Genomic DNA, 17,306 nt, shown 5'->3' with positions numbered 1-17,306 from the left:
CTTAGCGCGGCGTGCAGTACCGGGCGCTTGTGATGAAATCGCAGGCTTCAGTCCCTTGGAGTATCACGTGACCTTTACACCACGCCCTTTCGAACACATCACGCTTACTGGCTCCGGCCGCGTTAAGCGGGGCATGGCGGAGATGCTCAAGGGCGGCGTCATCATGGACGTCGTCAACGTCGAGCAGGCCCGCATCGCCGAAGACGCCGGTGCCGTCGCCGTCATGGCACTCGAGCGCGTACCCGCCGATATCCGCGCCCAGGGCGGCGTGTCCCGCATGTCCGATCCCGACATGATCGATCAGATCATCGCCGCCGTGTCCATCCCGGTCATGGCCAAGGCCCGCATCGGCCACTTCGTCGAAGCCCAGGTCCTGCAGTCCCTCGGCGTGGACTACATCGACGAGTCCGAGGTCCTGACCCCGGCCGACTACGTCAACCACATCGACAAGTGGAACTTCACCGTTCCCTTCGTCTGTGGCGCCACCAACCTCGGTGAGGCCTTGCGTCGCATCAACGAGGGCGCGGCGATGATCCGTTCCAAGGGCGAAGCCGGCACCGGTGATGTTTCCAACGCCACCGGGCACATGCGCAAGATCCGCTCGGAGATCGCCAAGCTCGCCGCACTTCCCGAGGATGAGCTGTATGTTGCGGCCAAGGAACTGCAGGCCCCGTACGAGCTGGTCAAGGAAGTAGCCGCCACGGGCAAGCTCCCGGTGGTGCTGTTCACTGCCGGTGGCATTGCTACCCCTGCTGACGCTGCGATGATGATGCAGCTCGGCGCTGATGGTGTGTTCGTTGGCTCGGGCATCTTCAAGTCCGGCAACCCCGCAGAGCGCGCTGCCGCGGTGGTGAAGGCAACCGCCTACTACGACGACCCCGACGTCATCGCCAAAGTCTCCCGCGGCCTGGGCGAAGCCATGGTCGGCATCAACGTCGACGAAATCCCGCAGCCCCACCGCCTCGCAGAGCGCGGCTGGTAAGTGCGATGTTGGGGGCGAAACCGGACAGGACGATCACCGGACGCGGCCTGCGCAAGGACTGGGCCCAGCTGACAGGCCATACGGTGGAGGTCTGGCTCTCGGACGACCTTGTCATGACCGGCGTGGTTGAGCAGGCGTCCGACGACGACTCCGTTCTTTGGATCGCAGCTGCCGGGGCATCCACAAGGAGGCTGTTCGATAAGTCAACCGGCTATCAGGTCTGGGTGTGATGATTGTCGTCCCTGCCTGATCCAAACTACTGTCAGTTCTCTGCGACCCGAGAAAGGAACCGATCGTGGTTCACAAAGTAAAAGCTGTCATTGCCAAGGAAAAGAACGCTCCGGTCACTTTGGAGACCATCCTTGTACCGGATCCAGGGCCGGGTGAGGCGTTGGTGGATATCCTCACCTGCGGGGTGTGCCACACCGATCTGCACTACCAGCAGGGTGGTATCTCCGAAGATTTCCCGTTCCTTCTCGGCCACGAGGCCACCGGCGTGGTCAGCGCGGTAGGCCCGGATGTCACGGAAGTCGCCCCCGGCGACAGGGTCATCCTGAACTGGCGTGCGGTGTGCGGTCAGTGTCGTGCCTGCGCCAAGGGCCAGCCGCAGTACTGCTTCAACACCCACAACGCCACCCAGAAAATGACGCTGGAAGATGGCACTGAGCTTTCGCCGGCACTGGGAATCGGCGCCTTCGCCGAGAAGACCCTCGTGGCCGCGGGCCAATGCACCAAGGTGGATGATTCAGTGGATCCCGCCGCGGTGGGTCTGCTGGGATGCGGCGTGATGGCCGGCATCGGTGCGGCCATCAATACCGGTGAGGTCAAGCGTGGCGAGTCCGTGGCCGTCATCGGGTGCGGCGGCGTAGGTATTGCCGCGATCGCCGGCGCCAAGCTGGCCGGCGCCACCACCATCATTGCCGTGGACATCGATGCCAACAAGGTGGACATGGCCAAGTCCCTGGGAGCCACCCACGGAGTGAACTCCAGCCTCGAGGATCCGGTAGAAGCTATCCGGGCCCTGACGGGAGGCAACGGCGCAGACCTGGTGATTGACGCCGTCGGACGTCCCGAAACTTACAAGCAGGCTTTCTATGCCCGCGACCTCGCAGGCCGCGTTGTCCTGGTTGGTGTTCCTTCGCCCACCGCCACCCTCGAGTTGCCGCTGCTGGATGTCTTCGGCCGCGGCGGTTCCTTGAAGTCCTCCTGGTACGGCGACTGCCTGCCTTCCCGCGACTTCCCCATGCTGGTGGAGCATTACAAGCAAGGCAACCTGAACCTGGACGCCTTCGTGACCGAACGCATCACGATCGACCAGGTGGAGGAAGCCTTCGCCCGGATGCAGGAGGGCAAAGTCCTGCGCTCCGTAGTTGAAATCGAGCCGGCGGTGGCGCTCTGATGGCCGTCACCGTTCAGAACCGGGTCACCTCCGGAACGTTTTCGCTCGACGGCGGCACCTGGGACGTGGACAACAACGTCTGGATCGTTGGGGATGAGCAGGAATGCGTCATCATCGATGCCCCGCACGATGCCCAGGCCATCATCGAGCAAGTGCAGGGCCGCAAAGTCCTGGCCATCCTGCTGACCCACGCCCACAACGATCACATTGGGGCCGTGCGGGAAGTTGCTGACGCCGTTCAAGCACCCATCTACCTGCATCCCGAGGACCTGGTGTTGTGGGAGCAGGTCTATCCGGATACCACACCGGACAAGTACCTCAGCGACGGCGACGTTTTCACCGTTGCGGGAGCCGAATTGCGGGCCATCCACACGCCGGGCCACTCACCCGGATCCACCTGCTTCCTGCTTGAAGAGCAGGACACGGTCTTCACCGGAGACACCCTGTTCAACGGTGGTCCGGGAGCAACCGGGCGGTCCTACAGCGATTACCCCACCATCCTGGCATCCATCCGGGAACGGCTCCTGACCCTGCCGGCCCACACGGTGGTGCGCACCGGGCATGGGGACAACACCACCATCGGAGCCGAGCGCGAGACGCTGGCCCTTCTAAAGCAGGACTAAGCGGCCGACTACCGGAGTCCCGCACTGTGCGCCAAAGCGATGGCCTCAGTGCGGGACCGGACGTCGAGCTTCCGGAAGAGGTTCCGGATATGAAATTTCACAGTATTTTCGCTGACGTTGAGTTCAGCTGCGATGGCCCGGTTACGTTGGCCTGCCGCCAGTAATTGAAGGACTTCCAGCTCCCTTGCCGCAAGGCCCCATGCCGCGACATCCCCTGCCGGCGCTGACGGCGGATCCAGCGGCAGCACCACCGAGATGTCGGCTCCCCAGCCCTGCATGACGTCCAGGCTCATCCTGCCGTTAACGGCCTGCACGCGTTGGCGCAGGCGTTCGATGTTGGGAGCCTCGGGGGATAGCTCGCCCCTGCCATCGTCACGGACATTGATGAGCAGGTTCTCGCCATCGCAGTCCCACTGTGCCCGGACACGATGCACGTCGGGTTGCTCGGCGATGGCCAGGACCAGGCCTCGAACCACGGCGCGGGCGGCGTGGGCTACTTCGCCCGGCAGAGCCCTGCCGTTCGCAGGCGGTTCAATGAACTGGATATCGATGTTGCTGAAGTGCATCAGCGGCCGGAGGTCCTCGCGAAGCCTTTCGAACGCCGTGCTGACCGGTTCCTCCACAAGATCGCTGGTGCGGTCGTTGAGGGTTCGCAGGCTGATCAGCGCCTTGACGGTCATGTCGGTCACGGCCGTACGGGCTGCGTGGTCGTCCATGGAGTTGGATCTTAAGGCCGCGAGCACAGTTTCCAACGTGGTGGAGTGCTGATCCACCAACTCAGCAGTTACGCGGATCCGCTCCGCTGATGCGGCGCGGGACTCCAGAAGGTACGACGGCGGCGCGTCAGAGACCTTCTCCTGGATACGGGCAGCTGTGAGCCGCCAAAGGTAGGAGAGGACGCGCTCCGCATCTTCTGCCAGCCCTTCTGCAGGATCCGTCAGGACCAGGAGGGCGTTGCTCGGCGCATAGCCCAAGGCCAGTACCTCCCGCTCTTTTCCCGCGACAATAGCCTTGCCTCGCCATGGGCCCCCGCCTGGAATCGCGGCCCTTACACGGTCCAGTTCCGGGATGGAAACCCTGCTGACAATGCTTTCCTCGCCCGCCTTCTTTTGCGGCCGGCCCGTGCAGTCCTCGGTAAAGATCACCAGGGCGCTGGACTTGATGAAGGGTGCAAGGGCAGCACGCAGGCTCTCTGCAATACGCATCAGGGGTGCCTGCGCGATATCTGCGATGGCGTCCAGAAGCTGCCACGGAAGGGTCCCGGTATCCGGGCGGCGTTTGTTATCGGTCAGCTGGGTCATGGATGCAGCCTAAACGAACAGGGGCCACGTTAACTACCCAAAAGGGTGGTATGAACTGCTCGTTTTCGGCGTTCCCCCTACCCGAACTGCCCGGAAGACTTGTCCATAGGCCCGAAAGGCTTGAGCACCTATCCACGAAGGAGTGAATGTGAACGTCACCGCAGAAACAGCAACTGCCACGAGCGCGGACGTAGCCGGCAATGTATCCCTGATCCTCGGCGAAGTTGCTGACACTACTTCCGGCATTGACTACGCTCAGTTGGCCCATCTTGCCGACAGGATCAAGGGGGCCGGCCGTGTGTTCCTTGCAGGAGCCGGGCGCAGCGGCCTGGTCCTCAGGATGGCGGCCATGAGGCTGATGCACCTGGGCCTGACCGTCCACGTCGCCGGTGACACCACCACGCCAGCCATCAGTTCCGGAGACCTCCTGGTGGTCGCGTCCGGTTCAGGCACGACGTCCGGTGTGGTCAAAGCTGCCCAAACCGCACTTGAAGCAGGTGCACAGGTTGCTGCGATCACTACCAACGCCTCTTCGCCCTTGGCGGGGCTGGCAGACGCGTTGGTGATTATCCCGGCGGCCCAAAAGACGGACCACGGTTCCAACATTTCGCGCCAGTATTCCGGCAGCCTCTTTGAGCAGGCGCTGTTCCTCGCCACGGAGTCGGTTTTCCAGACCCTCTGGGACGCCGCCGACGAACCCGCTGAACAGCTCTGGCTGCGTCACGCCAACCTCGAATAGGCCTGAGACAGCTGCTCAGTTGAGCAACCCGCTTGGGCCGATTCCAACTCACCAACAACCCACAAAGAAAGTATGAACACTATGAAACTTCAAGTCGCACTGGACCTCCTCACCACCGAGGCAGCCCTGGAACTGGCCGGCAAAGTAGCCGAGCACGTTGACATCATCGAACTGGGCACGCCGCTGATCAAGGCAGAGGGCCTCTCCGCAGTAACGGCGATCAAGGAAGCACACCCCACCAAGATCGTCTTCGCCGACATGAAGACCATGGACGCTGGAGAACTCGAAGCCGACATCGCCTTCAAGGCCGGTGCCGACCTCGTCTCAGTGCTCGGAACGGCAGATGACTCCACCATTGCAGGTGCCGTCAAGGCAGCCCAGACCCACAACAAGGGCATCGTGGTTGACCTGATCGGCGTTGCTGACAAAGTCACCCGTGCAAAGGAAGCCCGCGCTCTGGGCGCCAAGTTCATCGAGTTCCACGCTGGCCTGGACGAGCAAGCCCAGCCTGGCTTCGACCTTCGCGGACTCCTTAACGCCGGTGAAGAAGCCCGTGTGCCGTTCTCGGTTGCAGGCGGCGTCAACCTCTCCACCATCCAGGCAGTGCAGCTGGCCGGTGCCGACGTAGCCGTGGCCGGCAGCGCCATCTACAGTGCCCTTGACCCGGAACTGGCCGCCAAGGAACTCAAAGCCGCCATCCAGTAAGGCCTGTTACCACCTCACGCAACCAGCTTGATGCCGCCCGGAAAGTACCCTTTCAAAGGTACTTTCCGGGCGGCTCGCTTTGTGTGCCTCACTTTTTCGGACCTCAGGTTTCCGGGCTCCGAAGGTGCGCCTGTTCCAGCAACTCCGTGAGCCAAGGCCGCTGCGCATGGCGGAACGTCAACCCATCCGGCAGGCCTTGGACCGTGGGCTTCGAGCCGACAACGTCGATCGTGATGCGGCCACTTCCCATGGGGGCGTTGCCGATGTGGAGGTCTCCGAAGGATGGCGGCAAAACGGGGTCCAGCCAGACTCCGCCCAACGAAATGTGGGCGTCGTAGCGCATGAGGCCCATGACCAGTTGAATGGGCGTTGTGGCAGCCCATGCCTGGGGTGAGCAGGCGGTTGGATAGGGAACGGGTTCGCTGAACTGTTTGCGGTCGAAGCCGCAGAAGAGTTCCGGGAGCCGGCCGCCTGAATACTCGGCAGCTTCCAGCAAGGCTGTGGCAATCCGTTGTGCTTCTTCCACAAATCCGTACCGCAGCAGCCCTTGGACGATCAACGCATTGTCGTGCGGCCAGACTGACCCGTTGTGGTAGCTGGCCGGATTGTAGGCGCCCATGTTGCTTGCCAACGTCCGGATTCCCCAACCACTGAACATCTCCGGGGACATCAGGTGCTCCACAACAGAGGGGGCTTTGTCCTCATCCATCAAGCCAAACCACATGGAGTGGCCCATGTTGGAGGCGCATGCGTCCACAGGCCGCTTGTCGCGGTCCAACGCGACGGCATAATAGCCCTTGTCCGGAAGCCAAAACTCTTCGTTGAACTTCTGCTTGAGGCGATCCGCGCGCTCCTGAAGCTCTGCAGCCAAGCTGAGGTCGCCGGCGTCGTACGCCATCCACGCCCGCGACGTATAGGCGCCGTGGACGTACGCTTGGACCTCGCACAGGGCCAAGGGCGGTTCGGCTATGGTGCCGTCAGCGAAGTTGATGCCGTCCCAGGAATCCTTCCAACCCTGGTTGATGAGCCCGTGCTCGTTGGGGCGACCGTACTCCACAAAGCCATCGCCGTCCCGGTCGCCGTAATCACGGATCCACTCAAGGGCGCGGTCGGCGTTGGGCAGGAGGGCGGAGATAGTGTCCTTGGAGAATCCCCAGCGGCTGACTGATCCCAGGACAACCACGAAGAGCGGGGTTGCATCAACGCTGCCGTAGTACGCGGACTTTCCGCCGAGAGCGAGGCCGCTGGAGACGTCGAGCCTCACCTCATGCAGGATCTTGCCCGGTTCTTCCTCACTGACCGGATCCACCACTGTTCCCTGGCGATCGGCCAACGTTCGGAGCGTGCCCAACGCCAGTGACGGATCCACCGGCAGGGCCATTTCCGAAGCCCACAGCGAGTCACGGCCAAACAACGTCATGAACCACGGCGCGCCGGCGGCAACCACTACCCTGTCCGGATGTTCCGGGTCCTGGATCCGGAGGGCGCCCAGGTCCTCATAGCTGCGGCGGAGCGTGCGTTCGATGGAGTGGTTGCTGATCTGGAGGGCAGGAATCCTGGCCACCCACTCCTGCCTGCGCCTGTCGCTGGGGGAGAGCTCGCCCTGGCCTGGATGGGTGAACGGCAAGGGCGTCCCGGCTCCATCAACGGTGGGCACCACGCTCACGCGCGTACTCCAGCTCCCAAAAGGGGGAATCGTGGTCCTGAAACCCAAAGCCTTTGCGCCCGCACCTGCACCTTCGGCCTGGATTACGACGCTTTTTCGGAAACCCTCCCACTTGCCCCGAATTTCCAGGGAATTGCCCTCAGGAAGCCGGGTTTCAGTCCAATGACGGGTAACCCTGGCCTCCTTCACTTCAAAGAGGTCCGCGAAGTCAGACTCGACCGTCAGCAGGATTTGGCAATCCGCCGCTTTGGTGGAGTAATTCCGAACCGTAATCTTCTCCAGGATTCCGGCTCCGACCTCGCGCAGGCGCTCCACCAGCAGCGGACTGTCCGCATATCCATCCGAACGGGGCACCCGGGAGGCAAAGAGGGCCCGGTAAGGTTCCTTGGTCTCTGCGGCCAGCGGCTCGAGCGGTTGTCCGTTGACTGTCAATTCCCATTTGGACAGGATCCGGGTGTCCAGATGGAAGACCCCCTGTGGTAGCTCCGGACGGATGTCTCCGTTGGCAGCGGAAATGCAGAATGATGAGCCTTCCACCAGCGTGACCGTGCCGGAACCAAGGGGCCCGGCGGCAGTATCGGCGTTCCATCCAGCCACGTCTGTGCCTCCAATCAGGGCGGAACGATGCCCCACACAAACCGTTGCACGGCTCGCCTGGATGCCGAGGCAGCCCGTATGTGTGGACGTATCCGAAGCTACGCCGATGCGGCGGTGGGCACCAGAGGCGCGAGGGTTCGATTGACGGTGTCGCCGCAGCGAATGCAATCCAGAGTTAACCTACTTTCCGGTACAGGCGAACGTCAGGAGGACTATAGTGAGTGAACAGGACATTCGCTGATGCAGCCCGGCGGCCCGTTTTTTCTTCCGCCACCGGAGGCCCCGCAATGACCGACACCCAAATCAGTAGTTTTCTGAGTGACTGTGTGGTGTTTGATGACGACACCGAGGAGGGTCTGGATTTTGACACCCTCTACGGCCTCTACATCAGTTGGTGCGTCCTCGGACGCAAAGTGCCCATTCCTGATTCCGCTTTCAGGACAGCCCTTGAACTTGAAGGATTGCGCGCCAGGAAAGATCATGGCCAGCGTCTCTACCCTGGCCTGAACATGGTGGGCCCTGCAGCCAGGGACTACGTGATGAACAGTGTCCCCGTCTGGACTGAAACCGACACCACGGTCCCTGCGTTGACCCAAATAGATGAGGACTCGGTTCCTTCGCTGAGTTAAGCGCTCTGAGTTCTGAGTTCCGAAATTCTTGTTCAGCTGATGCCCTTTGGATGCCTTCCTGGGGGCATCAGCTGTATTCAAACTCGAAAGAGAGTAGTAATTTGAAGCCGTCCATCGTCTGGTTCCGCGACGACCTGAGGATCAGGGACAACCCTGCCTTGCGTGCCGCCGTCGATGATGGCACGGCGGTGGCCCTCTACGTCCTGGACGAAGAATCGCCCGGTATCCGCCGCCACGGCGGTGCCGCGCGTTGGTGGCTGCACTACTCGCTGGCGGCACTGCGGGACGATCTCGCGGCGCTCGGAATACCGCTGCTGCTGCGTCGGGGACCGGCCGCCCCGATTGTTCAGGAGATCACGACGGCGATCGGCGCCGGCGCGCTGTTCTGGAACCGCCGTTACGGCCCTGCGGAGCGGACGGTCGACGCCGGGATCAAGACGTGGGCTCGTGAGGCCGGCATGCATGTGGAGAGTTTTCAGGCGTCCCTGCTTCATGAGCCGTGGGAAGTCACCACCAAGACGGGCGGGCAGTACAAGGTTTTCACCCCTTTCTGGCGGACCGTCTCAGCGCAGGACTTCCGGGATCCGTTGGCTGTGCCGGACGAAGGGCGAGGCTACGCTGGCGAACTCCCTGCGTACGATCCGTTTGAGTCCTGGCACCTGCTGCCCACCACCCCGGACTGGTCCGCAGGATTGCAGGAGGTGTGGACGCCCGGATCGGCTGCCGGACACCAACGACTTAAGCAATTCGTGGCGGATGGACTCACCAATTACAGCGAAGGCCGAAATCGCCCGGATATCGATGGCAGCAGTTGCCTCTCGCCTTATCTGCGGTGGGGTGAGCTCAGCCCCTTTGAGGTATGGCATGCGCTGGCTTCCAACAGATCGGAAAGCACAAGTATTTTCGCTTCCGAGCTCGGCTGGCGCGAATTCTGTTGGCACCAGTACTTCCACAACCCGGAACTCGCCACAGCGAACCTGCGCAAGGAGTTTGACCGCTTCCCGTGGGCTTGGCCGGATAGTGACGGTCACGAGGCTGCAGCAGAAGAGCTTCGCGCCTGGCAGCGGGGCCGGACCGGCTTCCCCATGGTGGACGCCGGGCAGCGGCAACTCTGGCAGACGGGATGGATGCACAACCGGGTGAGGATGGTCGCGGCAAGCTTCCTGGTGAAAAACCTCGGCATCCATTGGCAACTCGGCGAGCAGTGGTTCTGGGACACCCTTGTGGATGCTGACCCGGCGTCCAACCCTGCCAACTGGCAGTGGGTGGCGGGCTCAGGGGCGGACGCTTCGCCGTTCTTCAGGATCTTCAATCCGGAGGCCCAACGCCTCAAATTCGATCCCCAGGGAAAGTACATAGCCCGCTGGATCCCGGAGTTCGGCACGCCGGATTACCCGGAGGAAATCGTGGATCTCAAGACCAGCCGGCAGGATGCCCTGGAGGCCTACAAGGGACTCAAAGAGGTGCACTAGCTACTGCCCGCTGATGAACAGGGCAGGAAAAACGTCCTCTGGAAATTAGTAGGAAGTCCGAGTATATTCGGTTCAGAGATGACTTGGACCACAGTCGCTGAGGCGTTCCGGCCGATTACTGGAGCCAGCCGCACGGCAGTCATTCAACGATGCAAAGGAGCATTCCATCATGGTGCGCGAGCTTTCACACTACGTAGACGGCCAGAGGATCGACGGCACGTCCGGTCGGTTCAGCGATGTCTACGATCCCTGCACGGGCGAAGTGCAGGCGCGGCTTCCGCTGGCCAACGCGGACGAGGTCCGCAACGCGATCGCAAATGCCGAGAAGGGCCAGATCGAATGGGCGGCCATGAACCCGCAGCGCCGGGGACGCATCCTGCTGAAGTTTGTGGACTTGGTCAACGAGAACATGGACGAGCTCGCCAAGCTCCTGTCCTCCGAGCACGGCAAAACGCTTGCCGATGCCAAGGGAGACATCCAGCGCGGCATCGAGGTAGTCGAGTTCTCCGCAGGGGCGCCGCACCTGCTCAAGGGTGAGTTCTCGGACAACGCGGGGCAGGGTATTGACGTGCACTCACTGCGCCAACCGCTGGGCGTGGTTGCCGGTATTACGCCGTTCAACTTCCCAGCCATGATCCCCCTCTGGAAGTCGGGCCCCGCGCTCGCAGCCGGCAACGCCTTCATCCTTAAGCCCTCGGAACGGGATCCCTCCGTTCCGTTGCGGCTCGCCGAGTTGTACAGCGAAGCCGGTGTTCCCAACGGCGTCTTCAACGTGATCAATGGCGACAAGGAAGCCGTCGATGCCTTGCTTGAGGATCCGCGCGTCAAAGCCATTGGCTTCGTTGGATCCACACCGATCGCCCAGTACATCTACGCCACGGCGGCGGCCCACGGGAAGCGTGCCCAGTGCTTCGGCGGGGCTAAGAACCACATGGTGATCATGCCCGACGCTGATCTGGACATGGCTGCCGACGCCCTGATTGGTGCCGGCTACGGTTCCGCCGGCGAACGGTGCATGGCGATCTCGGTTGCAGTTCCCGTCGGCCAGGAAACCGCGGACGCGTTGGTGGCCAAGCTGACCGAACGTGTGAAGGACCTGAAGGTGGGCCACAGCCTGGACAAGGACGCTGACTTTGGGCCCGTGGTTGCTGCCTCGGCGAAGGAACGGATCGAAGGCTACATCCAGTCCGGCGTTGACGAAGGCGCAACCCTGGTCACCGATGGTCGCGGGCTCACCGTGGAAGGCTATGACGGCGGCTTCTGGGTTGGCCCCACGCTCTTCGACAATGTCACCAAGGACATGAAGATCTACAAGGAAGAGATCTTCGGCCCGGTCCTCAGCGTGCTGCGCGCGGCTGACTATGACGAGGCGCTCAGGCTCTGCAGCGAGCACGAGTTTGGCAACGGCGTGGCAATTTTCACCCGCGACGGCGACTCCGCCCGCGACTTCGCCAGCCGAGTAGAGGTAGGCATGGTGGGCATCAACGTGCCCATCCCAGTGCCGATCGCTTACTACACCTTCGGCGGCTGGAAGGCGTCCGGTTTCGGCGACCTCAACCAGCACGGCGCCGACGCCTTCCGCTTCTACACCAAGACCAAAACCGTGACGTCGCGGTGGCCCTCCGGCATTCGGCAGGGCGCCAGCTTCATCATGCCGGCAGGCAGCTGATGGGGGCTTTGGACACAGAAGAAGTTCTTTTCCAGCGCCGCGGCCACCTTGGCATCGTGACGCTCAACCGGCCCCAGGCAGTCAACGCCCTCAGCGCGGGAATGGTGAAAGCCATGCTCCAGCAGTTGGCTGCCTGGGCTGATGACGACGCCGTGGCAACCGTCCTGGTGCGCGGCGCTGGCGACCGCGGGCTGTGCGCCGGCGGAGACATTGTGGCCATCTATAAGGACATGTTGCAGGGCGGAACGGAAACGGCGGAGTTCTGGGCCGACGAGTACCGGCTGAACTCGCTCATTGCCCGTTACCCCAAGCCCTATGTCGCCTTCATGGACGGGTTGGTACTGGGCGGCGGCGTTGGGGTCTCGGCGCACGGCTCGGTGCGCATCGTTACTGAGCGGACGCGCACAGGCATGCCTGAGACCACCATTGGGTTCGTGCCCGACGTCGGCGGCACCCTTTTGCTGTCCCGCTCGCCCGGGCAGACAGGAACCCACGCGGCCCTGACCGGTGCCCACCTCACCGGGGCGGACGCCTTGTTCCTTGGGCTCGCGGACCACTTTGTGCCGTCCGAAAGCCTCCCTGCCTTGGCGGAGGCGCTGGAAAGCTCGACGGCTGAGGCCGCCGTCGAGCGCTTTGCCCAAGCGGCGCCGGACTCGCCCCTGGCCGCCCAGCAGGAGTGGATCAACGCCGCCTACGCGCAGGACGACGCGGAGGAGATCGTACGAAGTTTGCGCTCGCTGGCGGATTCTTCGCCGGAGGCGGCTTCCGCGGCCGACACCATTGAGACGAAGTCGCCCACTTCCGTGAAGGTCACTTTGGCATCCTTGCGGCGCGTGCGGGGGATGTCGCTGGAGGAAGCACTGGACCAGGAGTACCGGGTGGGATTGCGCTGCCTGGCCGGGCCCGATTTTCGTGAAGGGATCCGTGCACAGGTAGTGGACAAGGACCGGAACCCGCATTGGAAGCCGCCCACGTTGTCCGAGGTGCGCGAGTCCGACGTCGAGGGCTACTTTGCGCCGCTCGGTGAGCGGGAGTTGGGGCTCGCCGCCTTGGGTGCTGACGCCACATGACCACCCGCGTGTTCAGCCAGTTGCCAGTTTGTTAACCAGTTGCCAGTTTGTGAACCAGTTGAAGGAGACGACATGACAGAGAACGCAGCATCGGCAACGGGACTCATCGCTTTCCTCGGACTCGGCCATATGGGCGGCCCCATGGCGGCCAACCTGATCAAAGCAGGGCATGAGGTGATCGGTTATGACCCCGTGCCGGCGGCCGTCGAGGCAGCCAAGGCCCACGGAATTCCCATGGCATCCTCGGCCCAGGAAGCCGTGGACCGCGCTGCCGTGGTGTTGACCATGTTGCCCAGCGGCAAGCACGTGCTGGACGCATACCGCGGTGTCGACGGGCCCGGGCTGCTGTCAGTTGCCGCGCCGAATACCTTGTTCCTGGATTGCTCCACGATCAATGTTGACGAGGCCCGGGAGGCCGCTGTCATTGCATTGGAAGCGGGCCACCGTTCCGTGGATGCGCCGGTTTCCGGTGGCGTTGTGGGTGCCGAGGCCGGCACGCTGACTTTCATGGTGGGCGCTTTGCCCGAAGATTTTGAGGCCGTCAAACCCATCCTGGAACTCATGGGCAAGAGGATCGTGCACTGCGGCGATCACGGTGCAGGGCAAGCAGCCAAGGTCTGCAACAACATGATCCTGGGTGTGTCCATGATTGCTGTCGCAGAGGCCTTCGTGCTCGGCGAGAAACTTGGACTCACGCACCAGGCACTGTTTGATGTCGCTTCCAACGCTTCCGGTCAGTGCTGGGCACTGACCACCAACTGTCCTGTTCCCGGTCCTGTCCCCACCAGCCCGGCCAACCGCGACTACCAGCCCGGTTTTGCCGGAGCACTGATGGCCAAGGACTTGAGGCTGGCCGTAAATGCGTTGGAAAGCACTGGAGTTGCAGCAGAAATGGGGCCGTTGGCATCCCGGATCTACGATGCCTACGCCGCTGGCGAGGGTGCCGGACGTGACTTCTCAGGCATCATCACGGACATACGCGACAAGTCTGCGTGAGAGGTTGGAACTGAACTTATGACGATTTTGGCGGAGAGGGAGAGCATGACGGAGCAGTACGGGAACATCCTGGTGGAACGCCGGGGCCGCGTTGGGTTGGTGACCTTGAACCGGCCGCAGGCGCTGAACGCGCTGAACACGGCACTCATGAACGAACTTGTGGACGCAGTCACCGCAATGGACACCGATCCTGACATCGGTGCCGTGGTCATCACGGGATCCGCCAAGGCGTTCGCGGCGGGCGCCGATATCAAGGAGATGTCCTCCAAGAGCTACATGGAAATGTATGCGGCGGATTGGTTCCGCCGATGGGAAGACCTCACGCGGCTCCGCATCCCCGTCATTGCCGCGGTCTCCGGCTTTGCCTTGGGCGGGGGCTGCGAATTGGCGATGATGGCGGACTTCATCATCGCCGGGGACAACGCCAAATTCGGCCAACCGGAAATCAACCTCGGTGTCATCCCCGGAATGGGCGGCTCCCAGCGGCTCACCCGTGCCGTGGGTAAGGCCAAGGCGATGGACATGGTCCTCACGGGCCGATTCATGGACGCCGAGGAAGCTGAACGCTCAGGCCTTGTCTCCAGGATTGTCCCCGCAGCTGAAGTAATTGACGAGGCCGTGAAAGCCGCCGAGGTCATCGCCTCGAAGTCCAAGCCCGCAGCAATGGTGGCCAAGGAAGCCGTCAATGCCGCGTTTGAAATGGGTCTGGCACAGGGTGTGCTCTTCGAACGGCGAGTGTTCCACTCGCTGTTCGCCACTGAGGACCAGAAGGAAGGTATGGCCGCGTTCAGCGAAAAGCGGCAGCCCGAGTTCAAGCACCGCTAGGAGTTTCTTGCGTTGCGGGGCCTGCTCTGCGCTTCACATCCGACGCGAAGTGCGCAGAGTGGGCCCCGCAACGTAGTTTTCAGACGCGCGAGGATAGACTCGTTGGCACCGACAAATGGGGAGAGAACATGTCAACGGAGATCGTTCAAACCGGCCAAACGGAAGCATCCGTCCAACCGATCAACCGCCAGGCCATCGTGGCAGCAGCGATGGCAGTGCTGGCCCTCGTTGGTCTGTTCTTCGCGGGGATGGCCGTCATCGCAATCTTCGTTGTGGGCGCGGGGCACGTGGCCCTCAACCAGATCCAGCAACGGGGAGAACGCGGACGGCCCTTCGCGATTGGTGCCCTGGTTGTTGGCTATGGCATCGGCCTGCTGTCCTTGGCCTCAGCCCTCATCTTCGCGTTCACTTCTGCTATCCACTGACGCTTTCTCCGTCACGACCCGGTAGTTGCCCCCTCTTAAAGAAGGGATAGCCAGGCAACGAGGTGGGGACATGATGACGGCTCGGTTCTGCGACAACGATGACTGTTTGGAAAGCTGGCACTGGACACAGCTTGGGGAGTTTCCTGAGCCGTACCCGGAGCAGGCTGTGGAGGAGCCACTTGCTGTGGATTTTCCTCTATGCCGGGACGCCTGACGGCACCAGCGCGGCATCGAAGAACGCCCGTTCCAGACGTACTGCTTCGGCGAATGTCTTAGCGACGCGGGTGCGGTCTTCCGGAGATACAGGTTCCACGGCGTTGAACTCGTCGCGCAGCCATGTCACCCAGGCGTTGTACTCGGGATTGTTGTGCAGACGGATCCACTCCGAATGTTTCGGTGCGGTGGGCCATGCCGCAGGATCCCCGGCTCGCGCGGCCCAGTCCCCGTACAGCCATTCGGCAACAAGAAGGACGGCCAGGACGTCCGGGTAGGAGCGGGTAGCCAAGGCGCTGCGCATGAGGGCGTCGAAGTCGCGGGTCACGATTCCAAGTGCGGGTGCGCTCCGGTCAGCCTCCGGAACGCCCAGTTCGTTGAAACAATCCTGGAAGTACGTGTTCTCGTCCGAGGCGAATGCGCCCAGTACCCGCGCGAACACCAGCCGGGAAGGCAGCGACGGAGCTGAAGCCACTGCTTGTCCGAGGAGCGCTGTGAAGGCGTCGCAGAACTGGTAATCCTGCACAAGGTAGCGCCGCAGGTCTTCATCGGAAAGGCTCCCGCTGAGCAACTGATCCACGAACGGATGATTGACGGCTGCGTCCCAATCGTTGATGCACCCGTGCTTAAGTTCTTCGGCAAAGCCCACGTGTTTCCTCCTGAAGTGTCAGCAACGCACCCTAGCAGGCGGTGGCGACTTCGGACAGTACGACGCCGGCCGGGCAGTCAGACTGACTACCCGGCCGGCGCCGCTATTCCTTGGGCTATGTGGCCCGTTCAGCAGAGTCTCCCGTTCCTTTCCGCGTGCATCGGGTCCGGCCAGTTGCCGACCAAGTCGGGCCAAAAGCCGATACGTCGGCTGGCGGATGCCTTTGCGTGATTGCGGACAGGGACCTGGATTTTGCGAAGCATGGGTGCCTCCTGACTGATGTCTTATGCCTGCGTCGGTTGGCGCAGGTGGTGGTGCCTGCCAAAGCAGGAGCCACCGCATCAGTCAGGTCGGGACCCGGGATCGAACGAGGGTTGTGGTGATGCCGTTCGCTGCGGGTCCGTCACTGGACCGGCTCTCGGAGGCGGCAGCGGTGAGAGGACCTCCGGGAGGTCGGACGCCCCGGGGGCCGAAGTGCTTGAGCCGCCCGCTCCGGATACTCCTGCAGTGCTTGGCGCCGGTACCGGATGAAGCGGCGTGCCGGGAACCGGGCTGCCAGGTGCGAGCATCGCGGCGGGCGGAACACCTGCTGGGTCAAAAGTCGGTATGGGCTGCGGGAGGCTGGGGCCTCCGAGCAGCGGCGCCGCTGCCTGCGTGGTTTGGAGCACGACGGCGAGTGGCAGCGTCGGAGCGCCTGACGGTGAGCTTGGGGCCTCCGCGGAGGTTGATACCTCAGGCGCGGCGACGCCGTCGAGCGGGTTCGACGTGGGTGCTGGCGTTGGAGGAAGCGGAGGGTCTGCAAGCCCGGGCAACTCCGGCACATCGGGTAAGCCAGGCACTTCCGGCAGCGCGGGCACCTCGGGCACGGGAAGTACGTCAGAGACTTCGGGCAGGAGCTCCAGGACTCCCTCCACCACAGGAAGTTTCTGTACCTCGGGAAGCTGGCCGACGACCGGAACCTGAGAGATACCCGGAACCTGGGAGATACCCGGAACCTGGGGGACGGTCACTGTCGGGAGCGCGGGAGCCTCAGACAGCGCGGGAACTGCGGGAGCCTCGGCCAGCGGATCAAGTTCGGGAGCCGTTGGGTCCACAGAATCGGCCACGGATGTGACCGAGGGCGCCTGCAGAGTCTGCGTGAGCGGCGTGGTGCTGCCGGGTAGCGGAGGTATGACGGGAACGATATCCGCGGCCGCTGCTGAAGGGCCGGTCAACCACAGCATCCATGCAGATGAGCCAAGCATGGCCAGGAGGAAAGGGCGCAGAAGTATGCTGCGGCCTTGTCTCGGATTCTTGACCAAACGCTCCACCCCCAATGCGGCAATGGAGCTTTAGGATACGCCCGG

17 protein-coding genes are annotated in these 17,306 nt (G+C 62.8%); 13 read left to right on the top strand and 4 right to left on the bottom strand.

Annotation, left to right across the window (positions count from 1 at the left end; all coding sequences use genetic code 11):
• The first annotated feature begins 67 nt into the window (after positions 1-67).
• The 4 genes from pdxS to ABIE18_RS02485 all read left to right on the top strand — a co-directional run bounded on the left by pdxS (position 68) and on the right by ABIE18_RS02485 (position 3,004).
• Positions 68-982, top strand: a complete 915-nt coding sequence (pdxS, locus tag ABIE18_RS02500; RefSeq protein WP_499721017.1) for a pyridoxal 5'-phosphate synthase lyase subunit PdxS — start codon at positions 68-70, stop codon at positions 980-982.
• Positions 983-987: 5 nt separating this feature from the next.
• Positions 988-1,212 carry a hypothetical protein gene (locus tag ABIE18_RS02495; protein ID WP_216922220.1) on the top strand — a complete coding sequence of 75 codons (225 nt, stop codon included), beginning with the start codon at positions 988-990 and terminating at the stop codon, positions 1,210-1,212.
• A gap of 65 nt (positions 1,213-1,277) precedes the next feature.
• A complete protein-coding gene (locus tag ABIE18_RS02490; protein ID WP_499721016.1) occupies positions 1,278-2,381 on the top strand; it encodes an S-(hydroxymethyl)mycothiol dehydrogenase in 1,104 nt (367 codons plus the stop codon).
• Positions 2,381-3,004: an MBL fold metallo-hydrolase gene (locus tag ABIE18_RS02485; RefSeq protein ID WP_499721015.1), complete on the top strand. Its 624-nt coding sequence runs from the start codon at positions 2,381-2,383 to the stop codon at positions 3,002-3,004. The genes ABIE18_RS02490 and ABIE18_RS02485 overlap by 1 nt, the downstream gene beginning before the upstream one ends.
• A gap of 8 nt (positions 3,005-3,012) precedes the next feature.
• Here the strand turns inward: ABIE18_RS02485 and ABIE18_RS02480 are convergent, their stop codons facing one another.
• Positions 3,013-4,305: a helix-turn-helix transcriptional regulator gene (locus ABIE18_RS02480; protein WP_499721014.1), complete on the bottom strand. Its 1,293-nt coding sequence runs from the start codon at positions 4,303-4,305 to the stop codon at positions 3,013-3,015.
• Between the two features lie 148 nt (positions 4,306-4,453).
• On the opposite strand from ABIE18_RS02480, the gene hxlB reads away from it, so the two are divergent.
• Positions 4,454-5,044 carry a 6-phospho-3-hexuloisomerase gene (gene hxlB, locus ABIE18_RS02475; RefSeq protein ID WP_431117799.1) on the top strand — a complete coding sequence of 197 codons (591 nt, stop codon included), beginning with the start codon at positions 4,454-4,456 and terminating at the stop codon, positions 5,042-5,044.
• An 81-nt stretch (positions 5,045-5,125) separates the two neighbouring features.
• Positions 5,126-5,749, top strand: a complete 624-nt coding sequence (gene hxlA / locus ABIE18_RS02470; protein WP_498697051.1) for a 3-hexulose-6-phosphate synthase — start codon at positions 5,126-5,128, stop codon at positions 5,747-5,749.
• A gap of 103 nt (positions 5,750-5,852) precedes the next feature.
• Here hxlA and ABIE18_RS02465 read toward each other — a convergent pair whose 3' ends face one another.
• Positions 5,853-8,012: an amylo-alpha-1,6-glucosidase gene (locus ABIE18_RS02465; RefSeq protein ID WP_499721013.1), complete on the bottom strand. Its 2,160-nt coding sequence runs from the start codon at positions 8,010-8,012 to the stop codon at positions 5,853-5,855.
• Positions 8,013-8,299: 287 nt separating this feature from the next.
• Here ABIE18_RS02465 and ABIE18_RS02460 point away from each other — a divergent pair, with 287 nt between their 5' ends.
• The 7 genes from ABIE18_RS02460 (at position 8,300) to ABIE18_RS02430 (ending at position 15,098) form a co-directional block, all read left to right on the top strand.
• On the top strand, positions 8,300-8,641 hold the full coding sequence (locus tag ABIE18_RS02460) for a hypothetical protein (protein WP_499721012.1): 342 nt from the start codon (positions 8,300-8,302) through the stop codon (positions 8,639-8,641).
• A gap of 101 nt (positions 8,642-8,742) precedes the next feature.
• The gene (locus tag ABIE18_RS02455; RefSeq protein WP_499721011.1) at positions 8,743-10,113 is read left to right on the top strand and encodes a cryptochrome/photolyase family protein; all 1,371 of its coding nucleotides are present in this window, start codon (positions 8,743-8,745) and stop codon (positions 10,111-10,113) included.
• Positions 10,114-10,282: 169 nt separating this feature from the next.
• Positions 10,283-11,782: a CoA-acylating methylmalonate-semialdehyde dehydrogenase gene (locus tag ABIE18_RS02450; protein WP_499721010.1), complete on the top strand. Its 1,500-nt coding sequence runs from the start codon at positions 10,283-10,285 to the stop codon at positions 11,780-11,782.
• Complete coding sequence (locus tag ABIE18_RS02445) at positions 11,782-12,852, top strand: enoyl-CoA hydratase/isomerase family protein (protein WP_499721009.1); 1,071 nt, start codon at positions 11,782-11,784, stop codon at positions 12,850-12,852. The genes ABIE18_RS02450 and ABIE18_RS02445 overlap by 1 nt, the downstream gene beginning before the upstream one ends.
• Positions 12,853-12,924: 72 nt before the next feature.
• The gene (gene mmsB, locus ABIE18_RS02440; RefSeq protein WP_499721008.1) at positions 12,925-13,848 is read left to right on the top strand and encodes a 3-hydroxyisobutyrate dehydrogenase; all 924 of its coding nucleotides are present in this window, start codon (positions 12,925-12,927) and stop codon (positions 13,846-13,848) included.
• A gap of 45 nt (positions 13,849-13,893) precedes the next feature.
• Positions 13,894-14,673, top strand: a complete 780-nt coding sequence (locus ABIE18_RS02435; protein ID WP_442018242.1) for an enoyl-CoA hydratase — start codon at positions 13,894-13,896, stop codon at positions 14,671-14,673.
• A 128-nt stretch (positions 14,674-14,801) separates the two neighbouring features.
• Positions 14,802-15,098: a DUF4190 domain-containing protein gene (locus ABIE18_RS02430; RefSeq protein WP_477516130.1), complete on the top strand. Its 297-nt coding sequence runs from the start codon at positions 14,802-14,804 to the stop codon at positions 15,096-15,098.
• 196 nt (positions 15,099-15,294) lie between these two features.
• On the opposite strand, the gene ABIE18_RS02425 is transcribed toward ABIE18_RS02430, so the two are convergent.
• Together ABIE18_RS02425 and ABIE18_RS02420 are read right to left on the bottom strand one after the other, a co-directional pair.
• Complete coding sequence (locus ABIE18_RS02425; protein WP_499721007.1) at positions 15,295-15,960, bottom strand: TenA family protein; 666 nt, start codon at positions 15,958-15,960, stop codon at positions 15,295-15,297.
• Between the two features lie 341 nt (positions 15,961-16,301).
• Positions 16,302-17,174, bottom strand: coding sequence for a hypothetical protein (locus tag ABIE18_RS02420; RefSeq protein WP_499721006.1), 873 nt, complete (start codon positions 17,172-17,174; stop codon positions 16,302-16,304).
• Positions 17,175-17,306: the final 132 nt, after the last annotated feature.

This window comes from Arthrobacter sp. 2762, assembly GCF_040548745.1.
Taxonomy (GTDB): domain Bacteria; phylum Actinomycetota; class Actinomycetes; order Actinomycetales; family Micrococcaceae; genus Arthrobacter.
The sequence above is the reverse complement of the archived record's forward strand: the minus strand, read 5'-3'. Positions and strand labels throughout refer to the sequence as shown.

Excerpts from the sequence above, each read along its gene's own strand:
- ABIE18_RS02485 (WP_499721015.1), top strand. The coding sequence starts at position 2,381 with ATGGCCGTCACCGTTCAGAACCGGGTCACCTCCGGAACGTTTTCGCTC.
- ABIE18_RS02480 (WP_499721014.1), bottom strand. The coding sequence starts at position 4,305 with ATGACCCAGCTGACCGATAACAAACGCCGCCCGGATACCGGGACCCTT.
- ABIE18_RS02430 (WP_477516130.1), top strand. The coding sequence starts at position 14,802 with ATGTCAACGGAGATCGTTCAAACCGGCCAAACGGAAGCATCCGTCCAA.
- ABIE18_RS02460 (WP_499721012.1), top strand. The coding sequence starts at position 8,300 with ATGACCGACACCCAAATCAGTAGTTTTCTGAGTGACTGTGTGGTGTTT.
- ABIE18_RS02435 (WP_442018242.1), top strand. The coding sequence starts at position 13,894 with ATGACGGAGCAGTACGGGAACATCCTGGTGGAACGCCGGGGCCGCGTT.
- mmsB (WP_499721008.1), top strand. The coding sequence starts at position 12,925 with ATGACAGAGAACGCAGCATCGGCAACGGGACTCATCGCTTTCCTCGGA.
- ABIE18_RS02445 (WP_499721009.1), top strand. The coding sequence starts at position 11,782 with ATGGGGGCTTTGGACACAGAAGAAGTTCTTTTCCAGCGCCGCGGCCAC.
- ABIE18_RS02450 (WP_499721010.1), top strand. The coding sequence starts at position 10,283 with ATGGTGCGCGAGCTTTCACACTACGTAGACGGCCAGAGGATCGACGGC.
- hxlA (WP_498697051.1), top strand. The coding sequence starts at position 5,126 with ATGAAACTTCAAGTCGCACTGGACCTCCTCACCACCGAGGCAGCCCTG.
- ABIE18_RS02495 (WP_216922220.1), top strand. The coding sequence starts at position 988 with ATGTTGGGGGCGAAACCGGACAGGACGATCACCGGACGCGGCCTGCGC.